At 66.1% G+C, this 24635-nt stretch carries 18 protein-coding genes and 1 pseudogene; 8 read left to right on the top strand and 11 right to left on the bottom strand.

The window, feature by feature from the left end:
• Positions 1 to 2: 2 nt before the first annotated feature.
• Both ACNA7R_RS09275 and ACNA7R_RS09270 read left to right on the top strand, forming a co-directional pair.
• Complete coding sequence (locus tag ACNA7R_RS09275) at positions 3 to 1751, top strand: cation:proton antiporter (RefSeq protein WP_416283282.1); 1749 nt, start codon at positions 3 to 5, stop codon at positions 1749 to 1751.
• Positions 1748 to 3445 (top strand): cation:proton antiporter, encoded by a 1698-nt coding sequence (locus ACNA7R_RS09270; RefSeq protein ID WP_416283281.1) that lies wholly within the window; start codon positions 1748 to 1750, stop codon positions 3443 to 3445. The genes ACNA7R_RS09275 and ACNA7R_RS09270 overlap by 4 nt, the downstream gene beginning before the upstream one ends.
• A 32-nt stretch (positions 3446 to 3477) precedes the next feature.
• Here ACNA7R_RS09270 and ACNA7R_RS09265 read toward each other — a convergent pair whose 3' ends face one another.
• The 5 genes from ACNA7R_RS09265 to trkA all read right to left on the bottom strand — a co-directional run bounded on the left by ACNA7R_RS09265 (position 3478) and on the right by trkA (position 10551).
• Entirely contained in the window at positions 3478 to 3897 is a 420-nt protein-coding gene (locus ACNA7R_RS09265; protein ID WP_416283280.1) for a universal stress protein, read from the bottom strand.
• A 302-nt stretch (positions 3898 to 4199) separates the two neighbouring features.
• Entirely contained in the window at positions 4200 to 5735 is a 1536-nt protein-coding gene (locus tag ACNA7R_RS09260; RefSeq protein WP_416283279.1) for a TrkH family potassium uptake protein, read from the bottom strand.
• Between the two features lie 83 nt (positions 5736 to 5818).
• Complete coding sequence (locus tag ACNA7R_RS09255; RefSeq protein ID WP_416283278.1) at positions 5819 to 8125, bottom strand: amino acid permease; 2307 nt, start codon at positions 8123 to 8125, stop codon at positions 5819 to 5821.
• Between the two features lie 144 nt (positions 8126 to 8269).
• Positions 8270 to 9013 carry an AsnC family transcriptional regulator gene (locus ACNA7R_RS09250; RefSeq protein WP_416283277.1) on the bottom strand — a complete coding sequence of 248 codons (744 nt, stop codon included), beginning with the start codon at positions 9011 to 9013 and terminating at the stop codon, positions 8270 to 8272.
• 203 nt (positions 9014 to 9216) lie between these two features.
• A complete protein-coding gene (gene trkA / locus ACNA7R_RS09245; protein ID WP_416283276.1) occupies positions 9217 to 10551 on the bottom strand; it encodes a Trk system potassium transporter TrkA in 1335 nt (444 codons plus the stop codon).
• Positions 10552 to 10712: 161 nt separating this feature from the next.
• On the opposite strand from trkA, the gene ACNA7R_RS09240 reads away from it, so the two are divergent.
• Complete coding sequence (locus tag ACNA7R_RS09240) at positions 10713 to 12353, top strand: potassium channel family protein (RefSeq protein WP_416283275.1); 1641 nt, start codon at positions 10713 to 10715, stop codon at positions 12351 to 12353.
• Between the two features lie 112 nt (positions 12354 to 12465).
• Here the strand turns inward: ACNA7R_RS09240 and ACNA7R_RS09235 are convergent, their stop codons facing one another.
• Positions 12466 to 13734 (bottom strand): cation:proton antiporter, encoded by a 1269-nt coding sequence (locus tag ACNA7R_RS09235; protein ID WP_416283274.1) that lies wholly within the window; start codon positions 13732 to 13734, stop codon positions 12466 to 12468.
• Positions 13735 to 13824: 90 nt separating this feature from the next.
• On the opposite strand from ACNA7R_RS09235, the gene ACNA7R_RS09230 reads away from it, so the two are divergent.
• Positions 13825 to 14388 carry a hypothetical protein gene (locus ACNA7R_RS09230; RefSeq protein WP_416283273.1) on the top strand — a complete coding sequence of 188 codons (564 nt, stop codon included), beginning with the start codon at positions 13825 to 13827 and terminating at the stop codon, positions 14386 to 14388.
• 85 nt (positions 14389 to 14473) lie between these two features.
• On the opposite strand, the gene aspS is transcribed toward ACNA7R_RS09230, so the two are convergent.
• Positions 14474 to 15778 carry an aspartate--tRNA(Asn) ligase gene (aspS, locus tag ACNA7R_RS09225; RefSeq protein ID WP_416283272.1) on the bottom strand — a complete coding sequence of 435 codons (1305 nt, stop codon included), beginning with the start codon at positions 15776 to 15778 and terminating at the stop codon, positions 14474 to 14476.
• A 169-nt stretch (positions 15779 to 15947) separates the two neighbouring features.
• On the opposite strand from aspS, the gene ACNA7R_RS09220 reads away from it, so the two are divergent.
• Positions 15948 to 16427 (top strand): cupin domain-containing protein, encoded by a 480-nt coding sequence (locus ACNA7R_RS09220; RefSeq protein WP_416283271.1) that lies wholly within the window; start codon positions 15948 to 15950, stop codon positions 16425 to 16427.
• A 94-nt stretch (positions 16428 to 16521) separates the two neighbouring features.
• Here ACNA7R_RS09220 and ACNA7R_RS09215 read toward each other — a convergent pair whose 3' ends face one another.
• Positions 16522 to 17871 carry a cytochrome P450 gene (locus ACNA7R_RS09215; RefSeq protein WP_416283270.1) on the bottom strand — a complete coding sequence of 450 codons (1350 nt, stop codon included), beginning with the start codon at positions 17869 to 17871 and terminating at the stop codon, positions 16522 to 16524.
• A 201-nt stretch (positions 17872 to 18072) separates the two neighbouring features.
• On the opposite strand from ACNA7R_RS09215, the gene ACNA7R_RS09210 reads away from it, so the two are divergent.
• Together ACNA7R_RS09210 and ACNA7R_RS09205 are read left to right on the top strand one after the other, a co-directional pair.
• Positions 18073 to 18744: a helix-turn-helix domain-containing protein gene (locus ACNA7R_RS09210; protein ID WP_416283269.1), complete on the top strand. Its 672-nt coding sequence runs from the start codon at positions 18073 to 18075 to the stop codon at positions 18742 to 18744.
• Positions 18745 to 18805: 61 nt separating this feature from the next.
• The gene (locus tag ACNA7R_RS09205) at positions 18806 to 19597 is read left to right on the top strand and encodes an SIR2 family NAD-dependent protein deacylase (RefSeq protein ID WP_416283268.1); all 792 of its coding nucleotides are present in this window, start codon (positions 18806 to 18808) and stop codon (positions 19595 to 19597) included.
• Between the two features lie 48 nt (positions 19598 to 19645).
• On the opposite strand, the gene ACNA7R_RS09200 is transcribed toward ACNA7R_RS09205, so the two are convergent.
• Positions 19646 to 20167, bottom strand: a complete 522-nt coding sequence (locus ACNA7R_RS09200) for an Lrp/AsnC family transcriptional regulator (RefSeq protein WP_416283267.1) — start codon at positions 20165 to 20167, stop codon at positions 19646 to 19648.
• 159 nt (positions 20168 to 20326) lie between these two features.
• Positions 20327 to 23140, bottom strand: a complete 2814-nt coding sequence (locus ACNA7R_RS09195; RefSeq protein WP_416283266.1) for an ATP-dependent helicase — start codon at positions 23138 to 23140, stop codon at positions 20327 to 20329.
• Between the two features lie 259 nt (positions 23141 to 23399).
• On the opposite strand from ACNA7R_RS09195, the gene ACNA7R_RS09190 reads away from it, so the two are divergent.
• On the top strand, positions 23400 to 24305 hold the full coding sequence (locus tag ACNA7R_RS09190; protein ID WP_416283265.1) for a hypothetical protein: 906 nt from the start codon (positions 23400 to 23402) through the stop codon (positions 24303 to 24305).
• 10 nt (positions 24306 to 24315) lie between these two features.
• Here ACNA7R_RS09190 and ACNA7R_RS09185 read toward each other — a convergent pair.
• A pseudogene (locus ACNA7R_RS09185) lies at positions 24316 to 24635 on the bottom strand (alcohol dehydrogenase); the annotation flags it as partial.

Genomic DNA, 24635 nt, shown 5'->3' with positions numbered 1-24635 from the left:
GTATGGCACTCGGAGGAATCGCACTCGCGGCCGACTTCGCCATCGTCATCGTCGCGGCGACGGTGCTGAGCTACGCCGCCCGACGGACCGGACAGCCGACGCTCGTGGCATACATCCTGACCGGGATCGTTCTCGGTCCCGTGTTGCTCGGCGTCGTGACCGAAGAACAGCTCATCGAAGTGATGGCCGAACTCGGGCTCGGCTTCCTGCTTTTCGTGCTCGGGATCGAGATGCGGTTCGAGCGGATCAAGGATATCCTCAGGCCGATCGTCAACATCTCGATCGGACAGACGATCCTCCAGACCGCCGCCGCGTTCGGGATCGCGTTCCTGCTCGGCTTTCGGGGGATGGACGTGTTCATCATCGCGCTCGCGACCGTCTTCGGCGCGACGCCGATCATCGTCAAGCTGCTCGACGAGAAGGGAGATCTGAAGAGCCTCCCGGGACGGATCGACATCGGCGTCCTCATCGTCCAGGACATCTACCTCGTGATCGTCCTCGCGCTGGTCGGCGCGGGGCTCGAGGGAACCGCCGGCGAGATCCTCTTCGACGTCGCCTGGATCCTCGGACTGATGGCGGCGATCGGGGCCGCCTCCTACGTCGCCTACCAGTACCTGTTGCCGACGTTGCTCGAGTCGGTCGCGAGCGACCGAAACGTCCTGTTCGTCGTCGGGCTGGCGTGGGCGTTCCTCTTTATCTTCGTCGCTGAAGCCCTCGAGCTCTCGGTCGAGGTCGGGGCGTTCATCGCCGGTCTTAGCCTCGCCCAGCTCCCCTACAGCACCGAGCTCAAGGAGCGAATGCGCCCGGTGACCGACTTCTTCCTCGTGGTCTTCTTTACGAGCATCGGGCTCCAGCTCGAGGCCGACTACCTGCTGGCGTACTGGCAAGAGGCGCTCGTCGCCTCCGCCGTGCTGATGGTCGGCAACTTCCTCATCATGTTCTACCTCATCAACCGCGAAAACTTCGCGCCGGAGACGTCGTTCCTCGGAAGTATCAACATGGTACAGGTCAGCGAGTTCTCGCTCGTGGTCGGCGCGCTCGCGGTCACGGAAGGACTCGTCGACGAGCCGATCCTCGGCTACCTCAGTCTGATGGCGCTGGTCACGATGACGCTGTCGACGTACATCATCATCTACAACGACCGACTCTACGAGCTGGCCGCGCCGTACCTCGAGCGTTTCGAGGACGAGGACCAGCGCGACGCCTCGCTCTCGATTACCGAGGATCACGCGGTACTGATCGGCTACGACCCCGTCGTTCGCGAGACGCTGCCGGTCGTTCAGGAGGCGTTCGAGGACGTGATCGTCGTCGATCGGTCGGTCGAGAACGTCGACGAACTGGAGTCGATGGACGTCGACTTCCGATACGGCGACATCCGCCACGGCGAGATCCGCGAACAGGCCGATCTCGAGCACGCCGCGTTCGTCCTCTCGATGGCCCGTCCCCCGTCGGTGAACAGACAGCTTGTCGAGGAGACCGACGACGACACGTTCGTCGTCGCCGCCGCGGAGCACGTCGACGAGGCGGAGGACCTCTACGAACTGGGCGCCGACTACGTCGTCCTCAAGGAGGTGATGGCGGGCGAACTGCTCGGCGAGTACATCGAGACGTTCGCCGGGGACCGGGAGCAGTTCCGGGAGTCCGCCCGGGAGTCGATGAACCGGATCCGCGAGCGAGGGTCCGCTCCCCCCGAACCGCCCCGGGAGGGCGTCGGAACCGCCGCCGACGCCAGCGGAGGTGACGGCAAGTGAGCGAGTTCGAATTCATCGCCGCGCTCACGCTGATCTTCGTGGTCGCGGCGCTCCTGCTGATCGCCGCGACTCGCTTCTCGCTGCCGACCGTGCCGTTCTACCTGCTCGCGGGTGTCGCGTTCGGCGCCGCCGGAAACGTCGTCGGCATCGTCGACGAGGGGCAGTTGCTCGACCTTGCGCAGTGGGGGATCGCGTTCCTCGTGTTCGCGTTCGCCGTCGAACTCGAGCCCCTCGAGGGACGAAGCCTGCGCCGAGACAGCCTGATCGTCTCGGTCGTCCAACTCGTCGTGACCGGATTCATCATGTTCGGGATCGGACTCGGACTCGGACTCGACGGGCTCAACGCACTGTACTTCACGCTCGCCGGCACGCTCAGCTCCTCGCTGGTCGCGCTGAGCCTGCTCGAGCGACGGGTCAGACTCCGCAGCCTCCACGAGCGGATGGCCGAGTCGATCCACTTCGTGGAGGACGTGGTCGCGATCGTCGCGGTCCTGTTGCTGTCGGCGTTCGTCTACGCCGAGGGAAGCCTCGTTCCGCTCGGCGCAGGGATCGCGATGATCGCCGGTGCGCTGGCGTTCCGTCACTTCCTGTTCGAGCGGTTCGTGACGGCTGCCGAGAGCGACGTCGAGATCCTCATGCTCACCGGGGTCTCGCTGATCATCGGTTTCATCGCCATCTCGGAGTTAGCCGGCGTCTCGATCGTCGTCGGCGCCTTCGCGGCCGGGATCGCGGTCGCGTCCGAGTACCCCCACGACGTCGAGATGGTCGACGCGATCGGCTACCTCGAGGACTTCTTCACGCCGATCTTCTTCATCACGCTCGGCGCGCTCGTCTCGATCCCGACGCTCGAGACGCTCGGAATCGGCGCCCTGCTCCTAGTCGCCGTCTTCGTTCTCAACCCGCTGGTCACCTACCTGGTGCTTCGCTGGCGGTCGTACGACTCGCGAACGGCGACGCTGGCCGGCTACAACCTCGACCAGATCAGCGAGTTCGCGCTGATCATCGCGATCGAGGCGCTCGCCGCTGGCGTCCTCGTGCCGGAGCTGTTCGACGCGATCGTCCTCGCGGCGATCGTCACGATGCTCGGCTCGACGCTCACGACTCGGTACGCCGAGGCGGGGTTCCAGCGGCTCGTCGATCGCGGCGTCTTCGAGACGGACCTCGAGCGGGTGCGGGAGCGGAGTCAGGTGAGCGACGACCTTCGAAACCACGTCATCGTTACCGAGTACGATCGCGAGGGACAGCAGGTCGTCGAAGCCTGCGAGCGCGCCGACCAGCCCTACGTCGTCATCGAGAGCGACCCCCATCGAGAGGACGCGGTCAGAGAGCACTGCGAGAACTACGTCCTCGGAGACGTCATGACCGAGTCGACGTGGACGGTCGCGAACGTCGACGAAGCGACGCTGGTCGTCGGCACCGTCGCTCGGGAGTCGTGGGCCGAACAGATCCTCGCGCTCGACATCGACGCCGACGTCATCGTCCGGGCCGTCGACGTCGAGTCGGGAACGGAACTGCTCGAGCAGGGCGCGCTCTTCGTTGCCATCCCGGACGAGCTGGCGGCCGAACGGCTCGCCGAGCAGATCGAATCGGTACTGATCGGCGACACCTCTCTGGAAGAACTCAGAGACCACGGCGAGGAACGACTCGAGCGCGCGGTCGAGTACGGGCCGAGCGATGTCGACCGACTCCGCTAACCGTCTGGTCCGGCCCCCGTTCGCACCGACCGCTACTCGGGGCTGGGCAGGGAGATTACCGGGAACTCGGGGTCGGTGACGAGATCCGTCGTGATATCGCCGGCGAGGATCCGTTTGATCCGGCTGCCGCCGCGGGCCCGAAACGCGATTGCGTCCGCGCTCGCCTTCTCGGCCGCCTCGAAGAACGCCGGAACGACGTCGGTCGCGAACACCGTCTTCGTGTCGACGGCGACGAACTCGCTGAGCATCGCCTCCGCGGTCGCGAGAACCGCCGACGCGTCCTCGCGGCGCTTCTCGAGGGGCGCCTTGTCGGGTGCGCCGCCGGCCTTCTCGATGACGTGGACGACCGTCACGCGCTCGAGGTCATCGAGGTACGGCTCGAGCGCGGCACACGTCGTCCGCGCGTCCGCTTCGGTCGCGACCGGAACGAGGACGTGCTGGAAAAGACCCATACGACGACTTCGGGAACGCAGTACAAGTACGTTCTCCCGAATCGCTTATGACTGTCGCTCAGAGTACGTAATGCGCAACCTCCTGCGATCCGCAGTGACCGCACTCGTCGCTGTCGTCGGGAAGGTTTCGACCGCAGTTTCGACACTCGAACAGCTCGCTTCCTCGCCCACCGTTGCGTAACACGTCGAATACCCCCATCCTTCGTAGACGTTACACGTACACCCTTATTAATCCTGTTCCGGATGCCGGATCCCGAACGCGATGGCCCCGTGCGAGAGCCGATCGGAAACCGCATCGGCGTTCAGCTCCGCCAGTAGGCCCTGGTCAGGAGCACGAGGACGGGAAAGATCTCGAGACGCCCGATCCACATGTAGAGGATCATCAGCAGCTTCGAACTGGTGGGGAAGTCGACGTAGCCGCCCATCGGTCCGGTGACCGGACCGAGCCCCGGACCGATGTTCCCGAGCGTCGCGATGGAGGCGCTCAGCAGGTCGAGCAAGCCGATATCGAACCCGACGCGGGCGGCGTCCGCCGCGAACAGGCCGATCCCGACGAAGAAGATCACGAGGTACAGCAGCGTGAACGCGTAGATCCCGCGGATCGCGTCCTCGTCGAGCACGCGACCGTTCATCCGAACGGGTCGAACCGCTTCCGGATGGATCGTCGTGAACACCTCCCGACGGAGCGACTTGAAGACGATCAGCCACCGGAGAATCTTGATTCCGCCGCCCGTCGACCCGGTCGAGCCGCCGATAAACATCGCGATCAGGAGGATCCCCTTGGCGGCACCGCCCCATTCGTCGAAATCCATGTTCGCGTACCCCGTCGAGTTGACCAGCGAGGCGATCTGGAAGGCGGCGTAGCGCGCCGACCGCTCCACGTGCCCGCCGATCTGGCCCGTTTCGGGCGTCTCGAGCGCGGAGACGAAGAGCACGACGGCACAGACGACCGTCAGCACCGACACCGCGCCGAGGTAGGCCCGGAACTCGTTGTCCCGCAGTAACGTCCGCGGGTCGCCGGAGATGACGTGCCACCAGAGCACGAAGTTGACGCCCGCGAAGAACATGAACGGGATCACGAGCCACTGGACGACCGGCGAGAACGCCTCGATGCTCCGCGCCTCGGGGGAGAACCCGCCCGTCGGCAGCGTCGTGAAGCCGTGGGCGATGGCGTTGTACAGGTCCATGTTCGGCGCGTAGCCCAGCAGGTGAACGCCGTACAGGAGTGCCATGAACAGGACCGTGAGCGCGATGTAGGCGATCCAGAGAACGCGGGCGGTTTCGGCGATGTGGGGCGTGAGCTTCGAGATACCGGGACCGGGCGTCTCCGCCTGCATCAGCTGGGCGCCCCCGACGGCCATCTGCGAGAGGATGGCGACCGCGAGGACGATGATTCCCATCCCGCCGAGCCACTGGCTAAGCTGGCGCCACATCAACATCGCGCGGGAGTGGGTGTCGAAGGAGATGTCGCCCATCACCGTCGCCCCGGTCGTCGTGAACCCGCTCATGCTCTCGAAGAGGGCGTTTACCGGCGCTGCGACGGTCCCGTTTCCGGCGAGGACGTACGGAATCGCACCGAACGTGGCGGCGAGCAGCCAGGACATCGCGACGACGAGAAACGCCTCCCTCGCCCCGGGATCGGGGTCGGGATCCAGCCGCCGAAGGGCGAGCCCCGAGCCGGCGGTGATCGCCATCGAGGCGACGAAGACCCAGAGGTCCTCGCCGCCGTAGGCGAGCGCGACGACGATCGGCACGGTGAACGCGAGCGAGAAGAACGCGAGGATCGTCCCGACCAGGCTCAGTCCCGCCCGCCAGTCGACGCGGAGGTTCCGTCTCACGTGTATCCCCTCGATACCGTTAGACCGGAAGCAGTACCCTTGTCGCCTTCGGTTGCGCGAGCGGACGCGATACGTGCCACGAGTTATCCCTCGAGGCGCTGAATCAGCGCCTGTCTGAACGTCCGCGGTGCTCGCTGCTCCCCGCGGGCCATCACGACCGTCCCGTCGCTCCGTTCGACGATCCGCTGTGGGATCGAGCCGTACAGCGCTTGCGCGACGGTGCCGGTTCCGGTCGCACCGACGACGACCGTCCGGTACTCGACGGCCGTCTCGACGACCGCCTCCGTGACGTCGTCGGCGACGACGACCCGGGGTTCGTACTCCTCGTCCTCGAGCCCGGCGTCCTCGGCGACGGCGGCGATCGTCTCCCGCCCGATCGCCTCCGGATCGGTCGGATCCTCGTCCGCCGGTTCTCCGTCGGTTCCGTCCGGCTCGGGTTGGACGTTCAGCAGCGTGAGCGTCCCGTCGGCGAACGCACGACGGAGTTCGCCCGCACGCCTGGCCGACGTTGCGGCGTGCGGTCCGGTTCCCGCCAGCGCGACGATCTCTCCGGGCGAGTCCGCCGGATCCTTGATCAGCGTCACGTCACACGGCGCGCGCTCGAGCAGCGGATCGATCGTCGAGCCGAACAGGACGTCGCGCCGCCGACGCTCGCCCGACCAGCCCAGGAGGACGTGGTCCGCCTCCTCCTCCTCGAGCACGGCGAGGATCGAATCGCCCGCGTTCCGCCCGACGATCGAGCGGGTCCTGATCGCGACGTCCAGGTCCCCGGCGATGTCGCGGGCGTTCTCGAGCAGCTGTCGCTGTCGCTCGACGCGCTGTTCTTCGAACTCGATCTGTGCCGGCGAGGTCTGGGGCGGCACCTCGATCACGTTGACGGCGACGAGTTCGCCCGCGCGATCCTGACTCGCGGCGCTCGCAGCGGCGTACTTGAGCAGCGGCCGCTGGGTCGCGGGGTTCGCGACGGGAACGACGACGCGGTAGGCCTCGTCCTCGCGGTCCGCACTCTCCTCGAGCGGTGCGACCGCCTCGCCGATCAGCGTCGTCGAGATGGCTTGGTCCTTCGCGTAGAACTGGTACCAGGCGATGCCGACGAAAACGATCCCGACGCCGATCGCCTGCACCTGCCACTGCATCTGGACCATGACGCCGAGACAGGCCACGGCGCCCAGAATCGGCACGATCGGGTACAGCACCGACGGGATGCGGAAGTCCGGCTCGTACTCGTCGGGATCCGCGCGTCGGAGGACGACGACCGCGACGTGGACGAGCGCGTAGGTGATGAGAAACATGAAACTCGCGACGTCGGCGAGCGTCGCGATCGGTAGCGGACTGGCGATGAGCGCGAGGATGACGGCCCCGGTCGCGAGGATCGCCCGGTAGGGCGTCCGGTACCGGTCGTGAATCTTGTTGAGCCAGTTGGTGAGGATCTGGTCGCGTCCCATCGCGAAGTTGACCCGTGCCGCCGAGAGGATCGACGCGTTCGCCGAGGAGACGGTCGCCAGGATCGCACCGGTGATCATGACGAGCGAGCCGACGGTCGCAAACTCGAGCGCGTAGTCGCCGACGACCAGGCTGCCGAACTCGCCGGCGGTCGCGGCGGCGACGTCGGCGACGGGGATATCAGAGGCGGCCAGGTCCGGCACCGGGAGGGTGCCCGTGCTGACCAGCATCACGAGGACGTAGAGGAGCGTCGGCGTCACGACCGCAGCGATCATCGAGAGCGGCAGGTTCCGACCGGGATCCTTGATCTCTTCCGCGCTCGTCGCGATCACCTCGAATCCGATGAACGTCACGAAGACGGTCCCCGCGGTCGCGGCGACGGCGGGCCAGCCCTCCCCCGCGGTGAACGGCGTGAGCAGGCTGGTGTCGACGTTCAGCAGCCCGACGATGATGAAGACGGTGATCAGCGCGACGAGGACGACGACGATGACGTTCTGCAGCGAACCGGTCTCCTTGACGCCGCGGTAGTTGACCGCGACGAGCAGCGACGTCATCGCCAGCCCGGCGAGGATGACGGTGAGCGCGCCCGACGGCTGATTCAGCAGGTACTGGCCGAATCCGAGCATGTAGAACGCCGTCGCGAACATCAGCCCGGCCCACATCCCCCAGCCGACGATCGTCCCGAAGAAGCTGCCGAGCGCGTGGTTGACGTAGTAGTAGCTCCCGCCGGCTTTCGGCATCCCGGTCGCCAACTCCGACAGCGACAGCGCCGCCAGCAGCGCGACCACGCCGCCGATCACGAACGAGATCATGCTGGCCGGCCCCGCGCTCTCGGCCACGATTCCCGGGAGCACGAAGATGCCGGCGCCGATCATCGTCCCGAGCCCGAGCGTGTAGGCCTCGAGGAAGCCGAGGTCCCGGGCGAGTTCCTGATCGGACTCAGCCACGTTCGAATACACCTCGCTGGACCCGACGTGGACGCACCCGAGTCGGATCGCCCGCCCTCATTTTCGATTCCAGAATCTCATTCATATACTCGATTCTGATTCGATCCGGCACGATAAGACTATTGCATATTCCGCAACGGCAGGCTACTCCGTCGCGGACTCGAACGGCGCCAGTACCGAATCGGTGAATCCGTCGCGAGAGAGAACGGTCAGAAGGTCGCCGGCACGGATCTCGCTTTTTCCCGTCGGCGTCAGTACCTCGTCGTCGCGTTCGATCGAGACGACGAGCAGATCGCCCTCGAGCAGTCCCTCTTCGTCGGCCCGACGCAGCGTCTTCCCGACGATCGGCGCATCGTCGTCGACGGTGAGTTCGATGACCTCGTTGCCGCCGGCGAGACTGATGTAGTCCGAGAACTGCTGGTGGGTTTCGGCGGGTCCGAACGGGTGGTAGGCCTGGAACTGCTCCGTGCGGACGAACTTCTCGTCGTCGATCTCGATACCGAGTTCGGTGAGTTCGCGCGCGACATCGTTTATCGACTCGACGTCGCTGCCGACCGCGAGGACGTGCAGATTACGTTTGCCAGCCATGAACTCCCGGACGTTGATGACGCCGGTGATCGTCCGGGCTCGCTGAACGAGCCGGGCCCGGTCCTCGATCGGAACCGTCGCGACGTAGAGGGTCGTGATCATCTCGTCGGCCGTCTCGAAATCGACGTTGGCGTGGTACCCCCTGATCACGCCCGCGTTCTCGAGCTGATCGATCCGATTTCGAATCGTCGCGGGCGAGACGCCGACTTCCTCGGCGATCATGGGTGCGGAGGTGTCCCGCGCATCGTTCATCAACGCGTGGATGATCCGCTTGTTCACGTCGTCCAGACGAATGCTCATGCCGGCAGTACGGTAGCGCGGTTGAAGGCTCCTGCTTTTCGATCGAACCGTCGGTCGCTGCTCGCGCTCGGAGACGATCTCGCTGGAACACGGCTATCGAAGCGCCCGGAGTACCGTCGGCCTCGACGCCGGCATCACCGGCCTCGGGCTTCCCGATGTCGCCAGGATCGTGTGGACCGGGCGCCTCGAGCACTCCCGGCGAGTCACACCTTCGATGCCACTTCGTCTAACACCGCGGCGTCGACGAAGAGCACGACGTGATCGCCGGGCTGTGGCACCGTCTCCCCTCGAGGCGCGACGAGCCGTCCGCCTCGAGAGAGCGCGCCGACGACGACCCCGCTCGGGAGGTCGGCCGTCGACTCGGCGATCGGACGGCCCGTCAGCGCGCTCTCGTGGCCCAGTTCGATCTCGACGACCTCGGCGCGGTCGTGCTCGAGCATCGCGATCTTCTCGGTCTGGTCGGTCCGGGTAAAACGGACGATCTCCTCGGCGGTTTCCTCTCGGGGGTTGATCGCGACGTCGATCCCGACCGTCTCGAAGAGGTCGGTGTACTCGGTGTTGTCGATGATCGCGATCGTTCGATCGACGCCGATCCGGTGGGCGAGCAGGGAGACGAGCAGGTTCCGCTCGTCGCGGCCGAGCGCGGCGACGACGACGTCGGCCTCGTCGATGTGCTCTCGAGTGAGAAACGTCGTCTCCATCGCGTCGTGTTCGATAACGAGGGTCTTTGGCAACGCTTCCGCGAGTTCGCGGGCGCGCTCGCGATCTCGCTCGATCAGCCGCGGCGAAATCCCGTGGGATTCGAACTCGCGTGCGGTCTGATAGCCGATCTCGCTGCCGCCGACGATAACCACGTCCTCCGCCCGTACCGCGTCGTCCGGCTGGTTCGCCCTCGCGAACGCACCGACGGACTCGGGGCTTCCGATGACGACGACCCGATCCCCGTCCTCGAAGCTCGTCTCTCCGCTGGCGACGACGAGTTCCGCCTCCCGAAAGACTCCGGCGAACGTCATCGAGCCGTATCGGTCGGCCTCGCGGACCTGTTGGCCGATTAGCGGGCTCTTCGGACCGATCTCGAACTCGGCCATCCGTACCAGTCCGCCGGCGAACGTCTCGACGTCTTGCGCTCGGGGAAAACCGGAGATGTGAACGATCTTCTGTGCGACCAGCAGGTCCGTACAGATCATGAAGTCCACGCCGAACGCGCTTTCCGAACCCTCCCACGTCTCCAACAGCGTGTGGCGGCGAACGCGTGCGATCGTGAACGCGTCGGTTGCGGTCTTGGCGGTGCCACAGACGACGAGGTTCGTCTCGTCGTCGTCCGTACACGCGACGATCAGATCCGCTTTCTCGAGTCCGGCCTCCCGAAGCGTTTCGAGTGTCGTTCCGTCGCCCGCTATCGAGAGGACGTCGTGAGCGTACGTGATCTCCTCGGCTATCCGTCGGTCACGTTCGACCACCGCGATCTCGTGGGCACGCTCGAGGTTCGACGCGATCATTCGCCCGACTTGCCCCGCACCGACGATGAGTACGTACATGCGTATTCGTTTTCGGAACGCGACGGACTCGAGATGCCGACCGTCCTCCGTCCGTGTCTCGGATACGACCCGAGCGCACATAATTGGGGGCGCCAACGAGACGACCGAACGGGACAATGACGGCACAATCCCTATTCATCGGTGTTTGTTAGTGGAGAGCGATGGAAGACTGGCGTCGCCGAATCGGGTACGCACTTCTGACGGTCGCCGCGATTATCGTCGTCTACTCGACGACCTACCAGTGGGCCATGCTGACGTTCGAGGGCCGCGATATCCCCTTCTACAAGGCCGTGCAGGTCGTCATCGAGTCGCTCACGACCGCCGGATTCGGCGGCCACGCGCCGTGGCAGAGCACGGTGTTGAACGTCATGGTGATCGGGATGAACCTCACCGGCGTCCTGCTCGTCTTCCTCGGGCTGCCGCTGTTTGCGATCCCGCTGCTTCGACAGGCCCTCGACTCTGGACCGCCGACGACGAGCGACCTGACCGATCACGTGATCATCTGCGGCCACTCGGCGCTCGACGACGTGTTACGGAAGGAACTCGACGAGGTCGGGATTCCCTACCTCTTCGTCGACCCCGACCCCGAGCTAGTATCCGATCTCGCAGACCGCGGTATCAACGCCGTTCACGGGGATCCGGAGGAGATTCAGACGCTTCGGGATGCCAACGCCGCCGAAGCGCGCGGCCTCGTCGCGGACGTCGACGACGAGGCGAACCCGACGATCATCCTCTCGGCGCTCCGGATCAATCCCGACGTGCGGATCATCAGCGTCGTCCGGGACTACAAGACGGCGACGTACCACGAGTACTCCGGCGCCGACGAGGTCGTGCTGGCCCGCCAGCAGCTCGGCGAGGCCTTTGGCATGCGGGCGACGACCTCCTTCGCCGAGAAGCTCCGGAACGTGATCGAGGTCGAGAACGAGTACGAGATCACCGAACTCCTGATCGAGGAGGGCAGCGATCTCGCCGGCCGCACGATCAGGGAGGCCGAAATCTTCGACCGGGAGGGGATCACCATCGTCGGCGTCTGGCTCGGCGGCAAGTTCGTGATCTCCCCCGATCCAGACACCGTCCTCGAGGAGAACACGATCCTCCTCGTCGCGGGCGGTCACGGCGGGTTCGAAGACGTCACCGCTCGGTCGATCCCGACCCACCACCATCCGTCCCGCGTCGTCGTCTGCGGGTACGGTACGGTCGGCTGGTCGGTAACCGAGACGCTTCGAGACGCAAACATCGACACCACCGTCGTCGACCACGAGGATCGGGAGGGCGTCGACGTCGTCGGCGACGCGACCGATCCGGACACCTACGAGCACGTCGACGTCGAGGACGCCGAGACCGTCGTTCTGGCGCTGGACGACGACACGACCACGATCTACGCCACGCTGGTCATCAGGGAGATCGACCCCGACGTCGAGATCATCGCCCGCGCCGACGATCCGGACACCGTCTGGAAGTTGTACAACGCCGGCGCCGACTACGTCCTCTCCCTGCCGACGGTGACGGGCGAGATCCTGGCCTCGTACCTGGTCGAGGAGGTCGAGATCGTCACGCCACAGGTGCAGTTCGAGTTCGTCCGCTCGGCGGCGCCGTCGCTCGCCGGGATGAGCCTCAGCGAGGCGGATCTGCGCGCCCGAACCGGCTGTACCGTGATCGGCGTCGAACGGGACGGGGAGCTGCGAACCGATCTGACCGCCGATTTCGTCGTTCGGGAGGACGATACGCTCATCGCCGGTGGAAGCGAAGCCGCCATCGACCGGTTCGCGGAGACCGTCACCGCAGACCGGGTCGCTCCCTGACGAGGCCGCTCGAGCACCGATCGGCAGCCTCATACGGATTGCTGTACCGATGTCCCGGCGCAACCGCCGCCCGGGTCGTGGTTGCGCCGGAACTGACGTACAGGAAACCGTATCACCCCTCCACGAGCCGACCCATCACCGGCGACGCCAGCATTCCGTGCCCGACGACCGAGACGAGGACGACGAGGCCGACGATTGCCCACAGTAGTTCGGCCTCGCGGAAGGGTGCGGCGTTGAGTCCCCACGAGAGGTAGAAGAACGAACCGATCCCCCGGATGCCGAAAAACGAGATCACCGCCCGCCTGCGAAGGTCGATCTCGGAGCCGAGAAACCCGATCAGTCCCGCGATCGGACGGACGACCAGCAGGATCGCGAGGACGACGACGGTCGCCTCGAGCGTCAGCGGCGCGAGCAGGCCGTTCGCGAGCGCACCGCCGAACAGCACCATGATCGCGACCATCAGCAGGTGTTCGGCCATCTCCGCGACCCCGTGGAGCGCGTCGTGGTACTCGTGAGTGCGCTCGTACTCCCGGAGCGTCAGCGCGGCGACGAAGACGGCGATGAAGCCGTAGCCGCCGACGAGTTCGACCGCCGCGAACGCGATCAGCGTTCCCGCGACGGCCTCGAGCCCCTGGACCGACCGCGAGAGCGGCGAGTCGGCCGAGAACCGGAAGACGACGACGGCGAGCAGCCAGCCGACGACGACTCCGCCCACGACGCCGACGACGATCTTGTAGCCGACGTAGACGAGCAGCCACTGCCCGAGCCACTGACTCGGCGCGTAGCCGACGAACGCGAGGAGAACGGCCAGGTAAGTAAACGGGAACGCGAGCCCGTCGTTGAGACCCGCCTCGGAGGTCAGCGCGAAGCGAACGTCGTCGGTTCCGTCATCGTCGTCGGTCCCGCTTTCTTCCGAGTTCGTCGGCGAGTTTCGTCCGGGCGGTCCGACCTGGACCTCCGAGGCGAGCACGGGATCGGTCGGCGCGATAGCGGCCCCGAGCAACAGCGCCGTCGGCAGCAGAAGTCCGGCGACGCCCCAGCCCAGCAGCGCCGCGCCGGCGATCGACAGCGGCATCGTGATCGCGAGCAGCCGAGCCGTCGACGCCCAGGCCGGCCAGCCGACGCGGCGGTCGATCTTCAGCCCCGCGCCCATCAGCGCGACGATCACGCCCAGTTCCGTCAGCCGCTCGGCTTCGTCGGCGTGCTCGATCGGATCCGGATACGGCAATTCCGGCACGAGCGTGAACGCGGCCGCACCCAGCGCGAGGTAGAATATCGGCAGGGAGAGCGCCCGCTCCTCGAGGAGGCGAGTCAGCACGACCAGCGCGAGGATCGCGACGCCCGCGAGCAGCAAGCCGGCGACGAAGCCGTCGAGGACCATCCGTTCGCGGTATCACTATCCACCATATAAACGGAGGACTTGCACTTTCCCGGCCAGCGGTTTTCCCTCGTCCTCGAGTACGGAACCGGGATGAACCGACCGAGCACGTTCTCCCGACGAACGCTCCTCGCGACAGTCGGCTCGGCCGGAACGCTGGCGCTTGCCGGCTGTACAGTCGAACACGACGAGGGGTACGAGGCGGAACCGGATCCCGTCGAGGACCACACGCCCATCGGACACCGTCTTCCTGACCTTCCCGTCCGAGAGTTTTCCGACGAGTACGAAGCCGGTATCGAAACCGGACTCGAGACCACCGTCGACGATCCGGAAACGTTGCGGACGGCTCTCGAGGACGGCGGGATCGACGTCGACGGTCTCAGCCGCGAACGCAACTACCTCTACCTCGAGTACGTCGGCGACACCCCCGAAACCGGCGTCCTCCGAGAGGTCGGCTACGTCGCCGGCGCGTACGCCCCCTACGTGCTCGCGAGCGACGACCCGGCCACGCTCGATGCGACCATCCTCGAGCGCGACGGGACCGACTTCGGACGATTCACCGGGTACGTAAACTGGGTTCGCGCGTTCGACGCCGGCGAGGAGCCGCTGGCAGCCTACGGCGAGCGCGTACTCGAGACGCTGAAAACGAAACGGTAGTCGATCGTGCCGTCGCCTACGGCGACAAACGCTGACGATCTTGCGGAACTCACTCCGTTTGTTCCGCTTGCTCCCAGCGACTTCGTCAAGGACTCAGTCGCTGGCGATCTCGCGGGAAGAGAACGGCCTCCCGAATGTTGTCGAGGCCCAGGATCGTCATGATCAGGCGCTCGCCGCCCAGCCCGAAGCCGGCGTGGGGCGGCATCCCGTACTTGAACATCTTCGTGTAGTAGTCGAACTGCTCGGGGTCGAGGCCCTGCTGTTCGAACCCTTCGATGAGCTGCTCGTAGCGGTGTTCGCGCTGGCCGCCCGAGACCAGTTCCATGCTCGGGTGCATCAGGTCGAAGCCCGTCGAGAGCTGCTCGTCGTCGTCGTGGTCCTGAATGTAGAACGGCTTGATCTCGCTGGGCCAGTCGGTGATAAAGTAGTGGCCGCCGACGTCGTCGCCCAGGGCCTTCTCGCCCTCGGTCGGCAGGTCGTCGCCCCAGACGAGCTGCTCGTCGAGTTCGCCCGTCGCGTTGATGCGTTCGATGGCCTCCTCGTAGCTGAGGCGGGGGAACTCGCCGTCGGGAACCTCGAAGGTCTCCTCGAGGCCGAGCGCCTCGAGCTCCTCGCTGCAGTTCTCGGCGACGGCCTCGTAGGCGGCCGTGACGACGCCCTCGGCGACGTCCATCGCGTCGTGTTCGTCACAGAACGCGCCCTCGAAGTCGATCGAGGTCGCCTCGTTCAGGTGTCGCGGCGTGTTGTGCTCCTCGGCGCGGAAGATCGGGCCGATCTCGAAGACCCGCTCGACGTTCGAGCCCGCGATCAGCTGCTTGAACAGCTGCGGCGACTGGTTCATGAAGGCCTCCTCGCCGAAGTACGTGATCGGGAACAGCTCCGTGCCGCCCTCGGTCCCGGTGGCGACGATCTTCGGGGTCGTGATCTCCGTACAGCGGAACTCGCGGAACGCCTCGCGGGCCGCACGCAGGATCTCCGAGCGGATCTCGAAGATCGCCTGCACCTCGTCCTTGCGCAGATCGAGGGTGCGGTTGTCCAGTCGCGTCGAGAGCTCGGCGTCGACCTTCCCGGAGGGATCCAGCGGCAGTTCGGGGTCGGCGGGGGCGACGACCTCGAGCGACTCCGGCGTGATCTCGACGCCGGTCGGCGCGCGGGGCTCCTCCTCGACGGCGCCCGAAACCTTCACGACGCTCTCGCGGGAGACGCCGAGGCCGGTCTCGACGAGTTCGTCGTCCATCTCGTCTTTCTCGAACTTGATCTGGATCTTGCCCGTCGTATCCCGGAGAATCAGGAAGGCGATCCCGCCGAGATCGCGGATCTCGTGGACCCAGCCGGCGACCGTCGCGTCGTCGCCCGGCTCGGCGTCGGCAGTGTAGGTTCTGTCCTGCATACCACCCGATTCCGGTCGCCGGAACTTAAGCGCAATCGTTCGGAGTCGGGGTCCCGGCGCGATCGGTACGGCGTTCGGCCGTGTGTCCGCCCGGCGTTCGGCCGTCTGTCCGTCCCTGTAGCGACCCCGTCCCGAGAACTCTTTGCGGCCTCCGTCGTATCGCCACCGCATGACAAAGGTGATCAACGAGGCCGACCTCGAGTGGACCGAGTACGACCGGGGCTCGTCACGGTTCCGACGCAAGCAGCTCTCGAGCGCAGCCGGCGCAGACGATATCGGCTGTAGCCTGTACGAGCTGCCACCCGGCGAGCGGTCCTGGCCCTACCACTACCACACGGCCAACGAGGAAGCGTTGTTCGTTCTCGACGGCGAGGGGATGCTCCGGTGCGAACGCGGGGAGGAGTCGATCGAATCTGGCGACTTCGTGACGCTTCCCGCGAGCGAGGACGGCGGTCACCAGGTCGTCAACGACGGTGGCCGCGACCTCCGGTACCTGATGCTCTCGACGATGGTCGAACCCGACGTCACTGTCTACCCCGAGATGGACAAGTTCGGCGTCTTCGTCGACTCCCCGCCGGGCGGAGAGGGAGAGCGCTCGCTTCATGGCTACTACCGGCTCGAGGACGCCGTCGACTACTGGGAGGACTGATACGGTTTACTGTAAGTCATTACCGGCGAAACCGCGACCCGTGTGGCGGTTGCGCCGGTAAATCGTTACAGCAATCCGTATGAGCCCTCGCGGGTTACCGCTCGCGGACGGTCATCGGAATCTCGTGTTTCGGACGGGCGGTGATCGTCGCCATCAGGTCGAGCTCCTCGGTTCCGGGGACGAGCTCGAGGTGGTAGTCCTGGTAGATCGTCGCGAGGATGAGCTGGGCCTCGAGCATGGCAAACCGGTCCCCGATACACCGACGCGGACCGGCCGCGAACGGGAAGTACGCCAGCTTCGGTAGATCGGACTCCATCTCGTCGGTCCAGCGCTCCGGTCGGAAGGCGAGGGGATCGTCGTACCAGCGGGGGTCGCGGTGGACGACCCACTGGTGCATCCGGATCGTCGCTCCCGGCTGGACCTCGTAGCCGCCGATGATGTCCGGTTTAGCGGGTTCGCGGACGATCCCTGGGACGGGCGGATAGAGTCGCATCGATTCCTTCACGATCCGCTCCGTGTACGTCAGCTCCGAGAGATCCTGCATCGTCGGCGTCTCTCCCTCGAGCTCCGTCTCGAGTTCGTCGACGAGCGTCTCCTCGACGGCGGGGTTTCTCGCGAGGAGGTGGGCCGTGAACGTCAGCGAGAGCGCCGTCGTCTCGTGGCCAGCCAGCAGCAGCGTCACCACCTCGTCGCGGATCTCCTCGTCCGAGAGCGCGGTCCCGCGCTCGTCGGTTACCTCGAGAAGTTTCGAGATGACGTCCTGATCGGTCGGGTTCGCCCGTCGTTCCTCGATCAGTTGGTAGACGACGACGTCGAGTTCCTCCCGTGCCCGCTGGATGCGTCGCCTGGAGGGGGTCGGCACCTGTGACGGAAGCACGAGATGAGAGAGGCTCTCGGTAGCCAGCATGAACTCCTCGAGCGCGGAACCGACGGTGTCGACGTGGTCGTCGATGTCGACGCCGAACAGCGCCCGGGCGACAATCCGCAGGGTTACCTCCATCATGTCCTCGTGGAACGAGCGGGTCTGGCCGTCCGCCCACTCCTCGAGCGCGTCCTCGGTGAACGCGGTCATCATTTCGGCGTACTCTTCGATCCGGTCGGGTGCGAACGCGGGCTGGATGAGATGGCGATTTCGGCGCCAGACCGCGCCTTCGCTGTTCAGAATGCCGTCGCCCGTAACCGGTTTGAGAACGTGCTGGAAGCGGGCTCCTTTGATGTAGTTCTGGTTGTTCTGGACGAGCACCTGCTCGATGTAGTCGGGGTGGTTGAGCTGGTAGACGGGGCCGGTCGGATCCTCCCAGTAGGCGATGTCGCCGTACTCGCGGGCGGTTTCGGTCATGAAGCCGTATGGATCGCGGAGGAAGGCGAGCTGGTTCCCGACGAGGGGAAGACCGTTCGGACCGGGCGGGTGATCGTCAGTAACTGCAGGCGTATCGCTGCTCATCTACCGTAGCCAATGGACGCCAGCCCCCTATGTCTGAACCCGATCATCCCCGGCGTATTTATACCCGGCACGAGAGCGTCCGGTCGTGTGCTCCCGTCTCAAACCGAAGGCGAGCCGATCCACCGCCGGCAGTGACCGGCCCGATAGCGCCGAGCGACAGATGCTCACAGGGAACGACGGGACGGCATCCCATGGGGGACAATGCGCTACGCCACGGTCACGCTGAACTGGCGTAGCCGGCGACCCACGCCGATCGACGAGCTCTTGGGCCACGGTGATTCGATCACGGTCGAGTCGATCCGTTACGTAAATCCCGTCAGCGATGACGACGACCGGTACGTCGAACTACTCGAGGTTCGTGGCGACCTCGAAGTGGTTCGCTCTCTCCTCGCGGAGTCACCGGACGCCCTCGAGTTCGCCGTCACTGGCAGTGACGACCGTGGCGTCGTCTACGTTCAGTGGCGACGTGCGGACCCCGTCGACGATCTCCTGTCGATCCTCCGGGAGCACGAGATCGTCGTCGACTGGCCGATGCGCTTCGTCGGGACCGACGGCACTCGCGGGCTCGAGATCACGGCGATCGGAACGAGTCGAGCGATCCAGCGAGCGGCCGCGGACCTCCCCGAGGGGATCGGGGTCGAACTCGAGCGGCTGGGCGAGTACGAGCCCGGTGGCGATCCCGGGATAACCCTGACCGAGCGCCAGCGGGAGCTGTTCGAGGTCGCCATTCACGAAGGCTACTACCAGGTTCCCCGGGAGACGACACACCGGGATCTCGCCGAGATTCTCGATCTTGCCCCCTCGACCGTCGGCGAGCATCTCCAGCGCATCGAGGCGAAACTGGCCACCGCGTACGCGACTTCGATGCGGTGAGGCGCGACCCCGTCGCCGGCTTCCCGACTCGCTTTTCTCGACCCACCACGAGTATCGAGACATGGACGACCTCGAGACGCTCGCCGAGGCGATTCGAACCGCCGACACCACGGCCGTCCTCACGGGCGCCGGCATCTCGGCGCCCTCGGGAATCCCCACGTTCCGGGGCGACGACGGTGTCTGGGACCGCTTCGACGAGGGGCAGTTCACCTACGGCCGCTTCCGGAGCGACCCCGAGGGGTTCTGGGCCGATCGCCTCGAGCTCCAGGAGGCCATGTTCGGCGGCGAGTACGAACCCAACACAGGCCACGAGGCCCTGGCCGCGATGGAGCGGGACGGCTACCTCGAGGCGATCTGCACCCAGAACACGGACGGTCTCCACCGGGACGCCGCGGTCGCCGTTCGGGACGGCGAGACCGACGCGCCGAACGTCGACGGCGAGGGCTCCGTACTCGAGCTTCACGGCAACGCCCGTCGGGTTCGATGCGCCGACTGCGGCCGACGGCGCGAGGGCGACCCGATCTTCGCGCGGGCCGCAGACGGGGAACTCCCGCCGACCTGCGACTGCGGCGGCGTCTACAAGCCGGACGTCGTCCTCTTCGGCGAACAGCTCCCGGCAGCCGTCATCCAGCGTGCGCGAACGCTCGCCCGCGAGAGCGACGCCTTCCTCGCGATCGGCTCCTCGCTGGTCGTCGAGCCCGCTGCCTCGCTGCCCCGGCAGGCGGCCTCGAGCGGCGCGACCGTCGGCGTGATCAACCTCGAGTCGACGCCGTGTGACGACGCGGCCGACGTAATCTGTCGCGAGGACGTGACCAAGGTGCTCCCGCGGCTGCGGGAACTCCTCGAGGCGTAATTTCGGTCGTCGGCGACGGGTTCGACGCCGTCGCTCGAGGAGTCCGCCCTAGGCGTCGTACTCCTCCCCGAGGTCCTCGTAGATCTCCGGATCGGTTCGGAACTTGAGCACGTTGTGGACCGCCGAGTTGCGGACATTGGCGATGACGTCGCCGTACTCGGTGTAACAGTCGTGGATCCACCGGGACACCTGCTCGCGGTCCCGGAACATCATCACCGTCTTCCACTGGTACTCCCCGTCCGAGAGGAAGAAAAACAGGGTGTGTTTGTCCTCGCGGATGTGTTCCATCGCCTCGCGCCAGCCGTCGGCGAAGCCGTCCGTGTTGAACTTGAACTCGAACAGCGCGAAGATGTAGTACTCCTCGTTAGGGATGATCGCTTCCCGGAAGACGCCCTCGTTTCGCATCCGGCGGATCGACTCGCTGACGGTGACGTGGGAGACGTCGATGTCGTACTGGGTCTCGAGTACGTCCGTCAGCTCCCGCGAGGAGAGCTGCGGGTCCTCCGCGAGCTCACAGAGGATCGCGATGTCACGGTCCTTGAACTCCCAGTTCGGGGGGTCGTCGCTCATGGTTCCTACTAACGCGGTTTCCACTGTTTACGTGTTCGGTTCGCGCAACGGTCCGGGGGAGGCGAACGAATCGGGATCTCGATCCCCGTCCGACCGTCTCGAGGGGTGCGACCGCTTCCACTGTTAACCGCCGCCGGCGTGGGCCCGCACCGAGGCTCCTCAGTTCTCCGTCGAGAGCCGCCGCAGCGACTCCTCGCCGATCTCCTCGAGGACGTGCTCGTGGAACGCCTGCAGGGCCGCGCTCTCGTCTTCGGCGAGGACGACGTCGCTGGCCGACAGGGTCGCCAGCCCGAACGCTCGCGGGGTCGGCGAGTCCAGCAGCTGGCGCTCGACCGCCAGTTCTCCCGAATCGATCGCCGCGACGATCCCCTCGATCTCGGCGACGTCGAGCTTGTCCTCTAGAATTTCGCGGTAGGTCTCCTCGATCACCGCGAACTCCTCGAGGTCCTGCGCGAAGCCCAGCAGCATCTCGCTGGAAACCTGCTGCTCGCTGGCCGACTTCTCGTAGCCCTTGTAGCGTTTGAGGATCATCAGCGCCCGTGTGGCGTTGATCCGGAAGTACCGCTGCAGGAGATCGGTCCCCGAGAGGGCCGCCCGGAGATCCGACCGAACCTCGGCGGGCTCGAGGCCCTCGAGGATCCCCTCGAGGTCGATCTTGCGGTTCAGTGGCATCGAGAGGGCGAAGCCGTTGTCGGCGACGGCGACCTTGACGTTGGCCGTCGCCTCCTGTGCGCAGTGGTAGGCCAGCAGGCGGGAAAGGCCGTCGTTGACCTTCCGCCCGTAGTTCGAGTGGACGTAGTAGTGGCGCTCGTACTCGTTACGATCGCGTTCGACCTCGATCGCGAGTCGCTCGTCGGTGCTGACGCTTTCGACGCCCGCGTACCGAACCTGGTGGTCGAACAGTCGCGCGATCGCCCGGACGCTGTCGTCGTCCAGCGGGAACCCGCGCAGCCAGCCGCGAACGCGCGAGGGGCCGCCTTCGGCGTAGTGCTCGAGCAGCTGCCGTTGAAACGCCAGAATCTCACAGCCCAGGTCGTACGACAGCGGCAGTCGCTCGGAGTACCACGAGGGGACCGTCGGTCGGGCGCTCGTGTGGTCGACGTACACCTTCGACCCCCGGCGGTACCGGTACTCGAAGTGGTTGCCACCGAGGACGAAGACGTCGCCCTTCTCCAAGGTGTCGAGGTAGTTCTCGTCTAGCTGGCCGACCCACTCGTCGCTCGCGCGGGTGTGGACGTCGCAGGTAAAGGAGTCGGGAATCGTCCCGATGTTGGTCATGTAGATCACCCGTGCGAGCCGACCGCGCTTGCCGATGAGGGGTTCACCGACCGGGAACGCCTCGTGGTGGTGTTCCCCGCCGGGCGGGTCGTTCTCGTCGCGCCAGATCTTCGCGTAGACGTTCTTCTCCTCGAGGCCCGCGTACTCGGCGGTGAGGTACCGACAGAGGGATTTCCACTCCTCGTCGCCGTACTCGCGGTAGGGGTAGGCACGCCGGAGGATCCCCCTCACCTCGGACTCGGGACGGATTTCGGCGATCGCCATCCCGTAGACCTGCTGGGCGGCGACGTCCTGGGCGTTGCGCGGGATCGACACTGAGTCGACGAACCCGTCTTCGGCCTTCTTCAGCATGACTGCACACTCGAGCAGTTCGTCCCGATCGAGCGCGATCACCCGCCCCGTGACGGTCTGGCCGACGCGATGGCCCGCCCGTCCGACCCGCTGGAGCAGGGCGGCGACGGATTTCGGCGAGCCGACCTGCACGACGAGGTCGACGTGGGGCATGTCGATACCTAACTCCAGCGAGGTCGAGGAGGTCACGACCTCGAGGTCGCCGCTCTTCAGCCGGCCCTCGACGTCCTGGCGGGCTTCCTTCGAGAGGCTGCCGTGGTGACAGCCCGAGTTCTCCTCGTCGTAGGCGTCGAAACGCTCCCGGAGGTTGTGCAACACCCGTTCGGCGCCCGATCGCGTGTTCGTAAAGACGAGCGTGTTCGTGTGGTTCTGTACGTGCTCGTGGAGGGTCTCGTAGAAGCGATCCTGGACGACCTCGCGGGGGGTGTGGATGAGGTCGTCGGTCGGCGACTCGAGTTCGATGTCGAACTTGCGGGCGAAGCGGGCGTCGACGATCTCGTAGGGTCGCGAGTCCCCGCCCGGCTCGTCCTGCCCCACGAGGAACTCCGCGACCTGCGAGAGCGGTTCGATCGTCGCCGAGCAGCCGATCCGCGTGAGCTCGCCCTCGATCAGAGCCTCGAGTCGCTCGAGGCTCACCGAGAGGTGCGTCCCGCGTTTGCCGCCCGCCAGCGAGTGGATCTCGTCGACGATGACGTACTCCACGGTCCGTAACTTCTCGCGGAACTTCGGGGAGTTCAGCAAGATTGCGAGCGTCTCCGGCGTCGTGTTCAGGATGTGGGGCGTCTCCTCGAGCATCTTCTGGCGCTCGTGAGAGGCCGTATCGCCGTGGCGGATGGCGTGGCGGATTTCGCCGATGCCCTCGCCGCTCCTCGGGGTTTCACCGCTCTGACCTTCTGCGGCGCCATGCGCCGCGCGGTCCTCCGCTATCGACTCGATCCCCTCGAGGGGGACCTCGAGGTTGCGGTGGATGTCGTTGGCCAGCGACTTCAGCGGTGAGATATAGAGGCAGTAGACTGAGTTCTCGAGGCCGTCGTCGACCTCCCGATTCCGGCGGTAGAGTTCGTTGATGATCGCACAGAAGCTCGCCAGCGTCTTCCCCGAACCTGTCGGAGCACAGACAAGTGTGTTCGTTCCCGCGTCGATCTTCGGGATCGCGCCCTCCTGGGGTGGCGTGAAGAAGCCGTCGTTCTCGGGAACGAACTCGCCGAACGCCTCGAGCCACCACTCCTGGACCGCGGGCTCGAGCAGCTCGAAGACGTCGCGGTCCTCGATCGCGGTGGTCTCGGGATCGAAGGGGAGGTCGGCATCGGGGACCGGCAGCGCGAGGTCGTCGTTCCCGTCCATCACTCCGGTCTGGGAGGCCGCGGTGTAAGAGGGTTTGGCCAGCGGAGTGAAAGTGGCGCGGTTGGCGGTCGAAACTGTCCACTTGCATTAGCAAGTCCCACGTATATATGCTCGTTCGGTGCGAGAAAGGGACGAACCGCGTCGCGCGACGAGATGAACCGCGATCCCGAATCGGGAGTTTCGACCCGCCAGGAGTCCGTCCGCGACGAATACCGCAACCGCACTCGAGCGATCGGCGCCTGAGCACCCTTTGGAAATGATGACACGACTTACTCGACGAACCCTGCTTTGCGGTCTCTCGCTGTCGGCCGGCGTCGGCGCGCTGTCGGCCGCGTCGCTGAAACGGTCGCGGTCGACGTCGGACACCGGGGCGGCTGCCGAACGCGAGTTCGACCCTCGCATCGACGCGTTCGGCTTCGAGAACTACGCGACCCCGCCGGTCCCGCCGGAGCCGACGGAGTTCCTCTCGAGACGCGACCTTCGCGAGGAGCTGACGGGCCGGCTCGAGACCCCGCTGGGAACGCGAGTAACCGACACCCTGCAGGTCAGTTCGGAACCCCGGCTCCGGACGATCGTCGACGAGCTCTACGCGAACGCCAACCGCCTGTTCGGCACGAGGGGGTACTGCTACGGGATGGTCGCGGCCGCGCAGTGGTACTGCGAGGAGCCGACGGCCGTCCCGATCGAGCGCGACTCCGCGAGCGAGATCGGCCACGTGAACGAACCGCTCGAGGACGACGCGGCCGCGCCGGTTCGGGAGGACGTCGAGCGGCTCCACCGACAGCAGTTCCTCGACGCCGAGTCGTGGCTCCGGCGGTGGGCGCTTCTCAGCCCGGACTGGATCGACTACGAAAGGCAGGCGCGCGAGCTTCGGGCCGCGATCGACGAGTTCGGGTCGGCCGGGATGACGCTCTCCGGCGAGGACGTCCTCAACGGTCACTACGTGCTGCTGTACGACTACGACGTCAACGACGCCGACGTCGTCTTCGCAGTCTACGATCCCAACGACGCGGCCGATCGGTACGTCACCGACGGACCGTCCGTTATCGGGATCGAAACGGACACTCACGAACCGCTGCTGGGATCGTACACGGGGACGTACGACCGGTTCCTGTTCAACCCGGCCGACCGGGCGATCAGCGCCCGCGGCAGGGTCGATCGGTAGCGCACGGTCGTCAGAACTCGGTGACGACCTCCACGCCTCGCGTTCCGAAGTCGGACATCGCCGCCAGCCGATCCGAGACGTTCTCGAGCCCGACCTCCCTCGTGACGAGCGCGTCGGGCTCGAGCCGTCCGGAGTCGATCAGGCGCAGCAGTTCGTCGTACCGCGAGGGCGGCATTCCGCGCGAACCGACGACGGTGACGTCCCAGCGGGTGATCTCGTCCATCGGCAGGGCGATCTCGCCGCGCTCGTCGTCGGTGGTGAGCCCGGCCTGGACGTGGGTCCCACGGGTTCGGAGGCAGTCGACGCTGTTCCGACAGGTCTCGGCACGGC

The organism is Natronococcus sp., assembly GCF_047921035.1.
Taxonomy (GTDB): Archaea; Halobacteriota; Halobacteria; order Halobacteriales; family Natrialbaceae; genus Natronococcus.
This window is presented reverse-complemented; position numbering and strand designations above follow the sequence as displayed.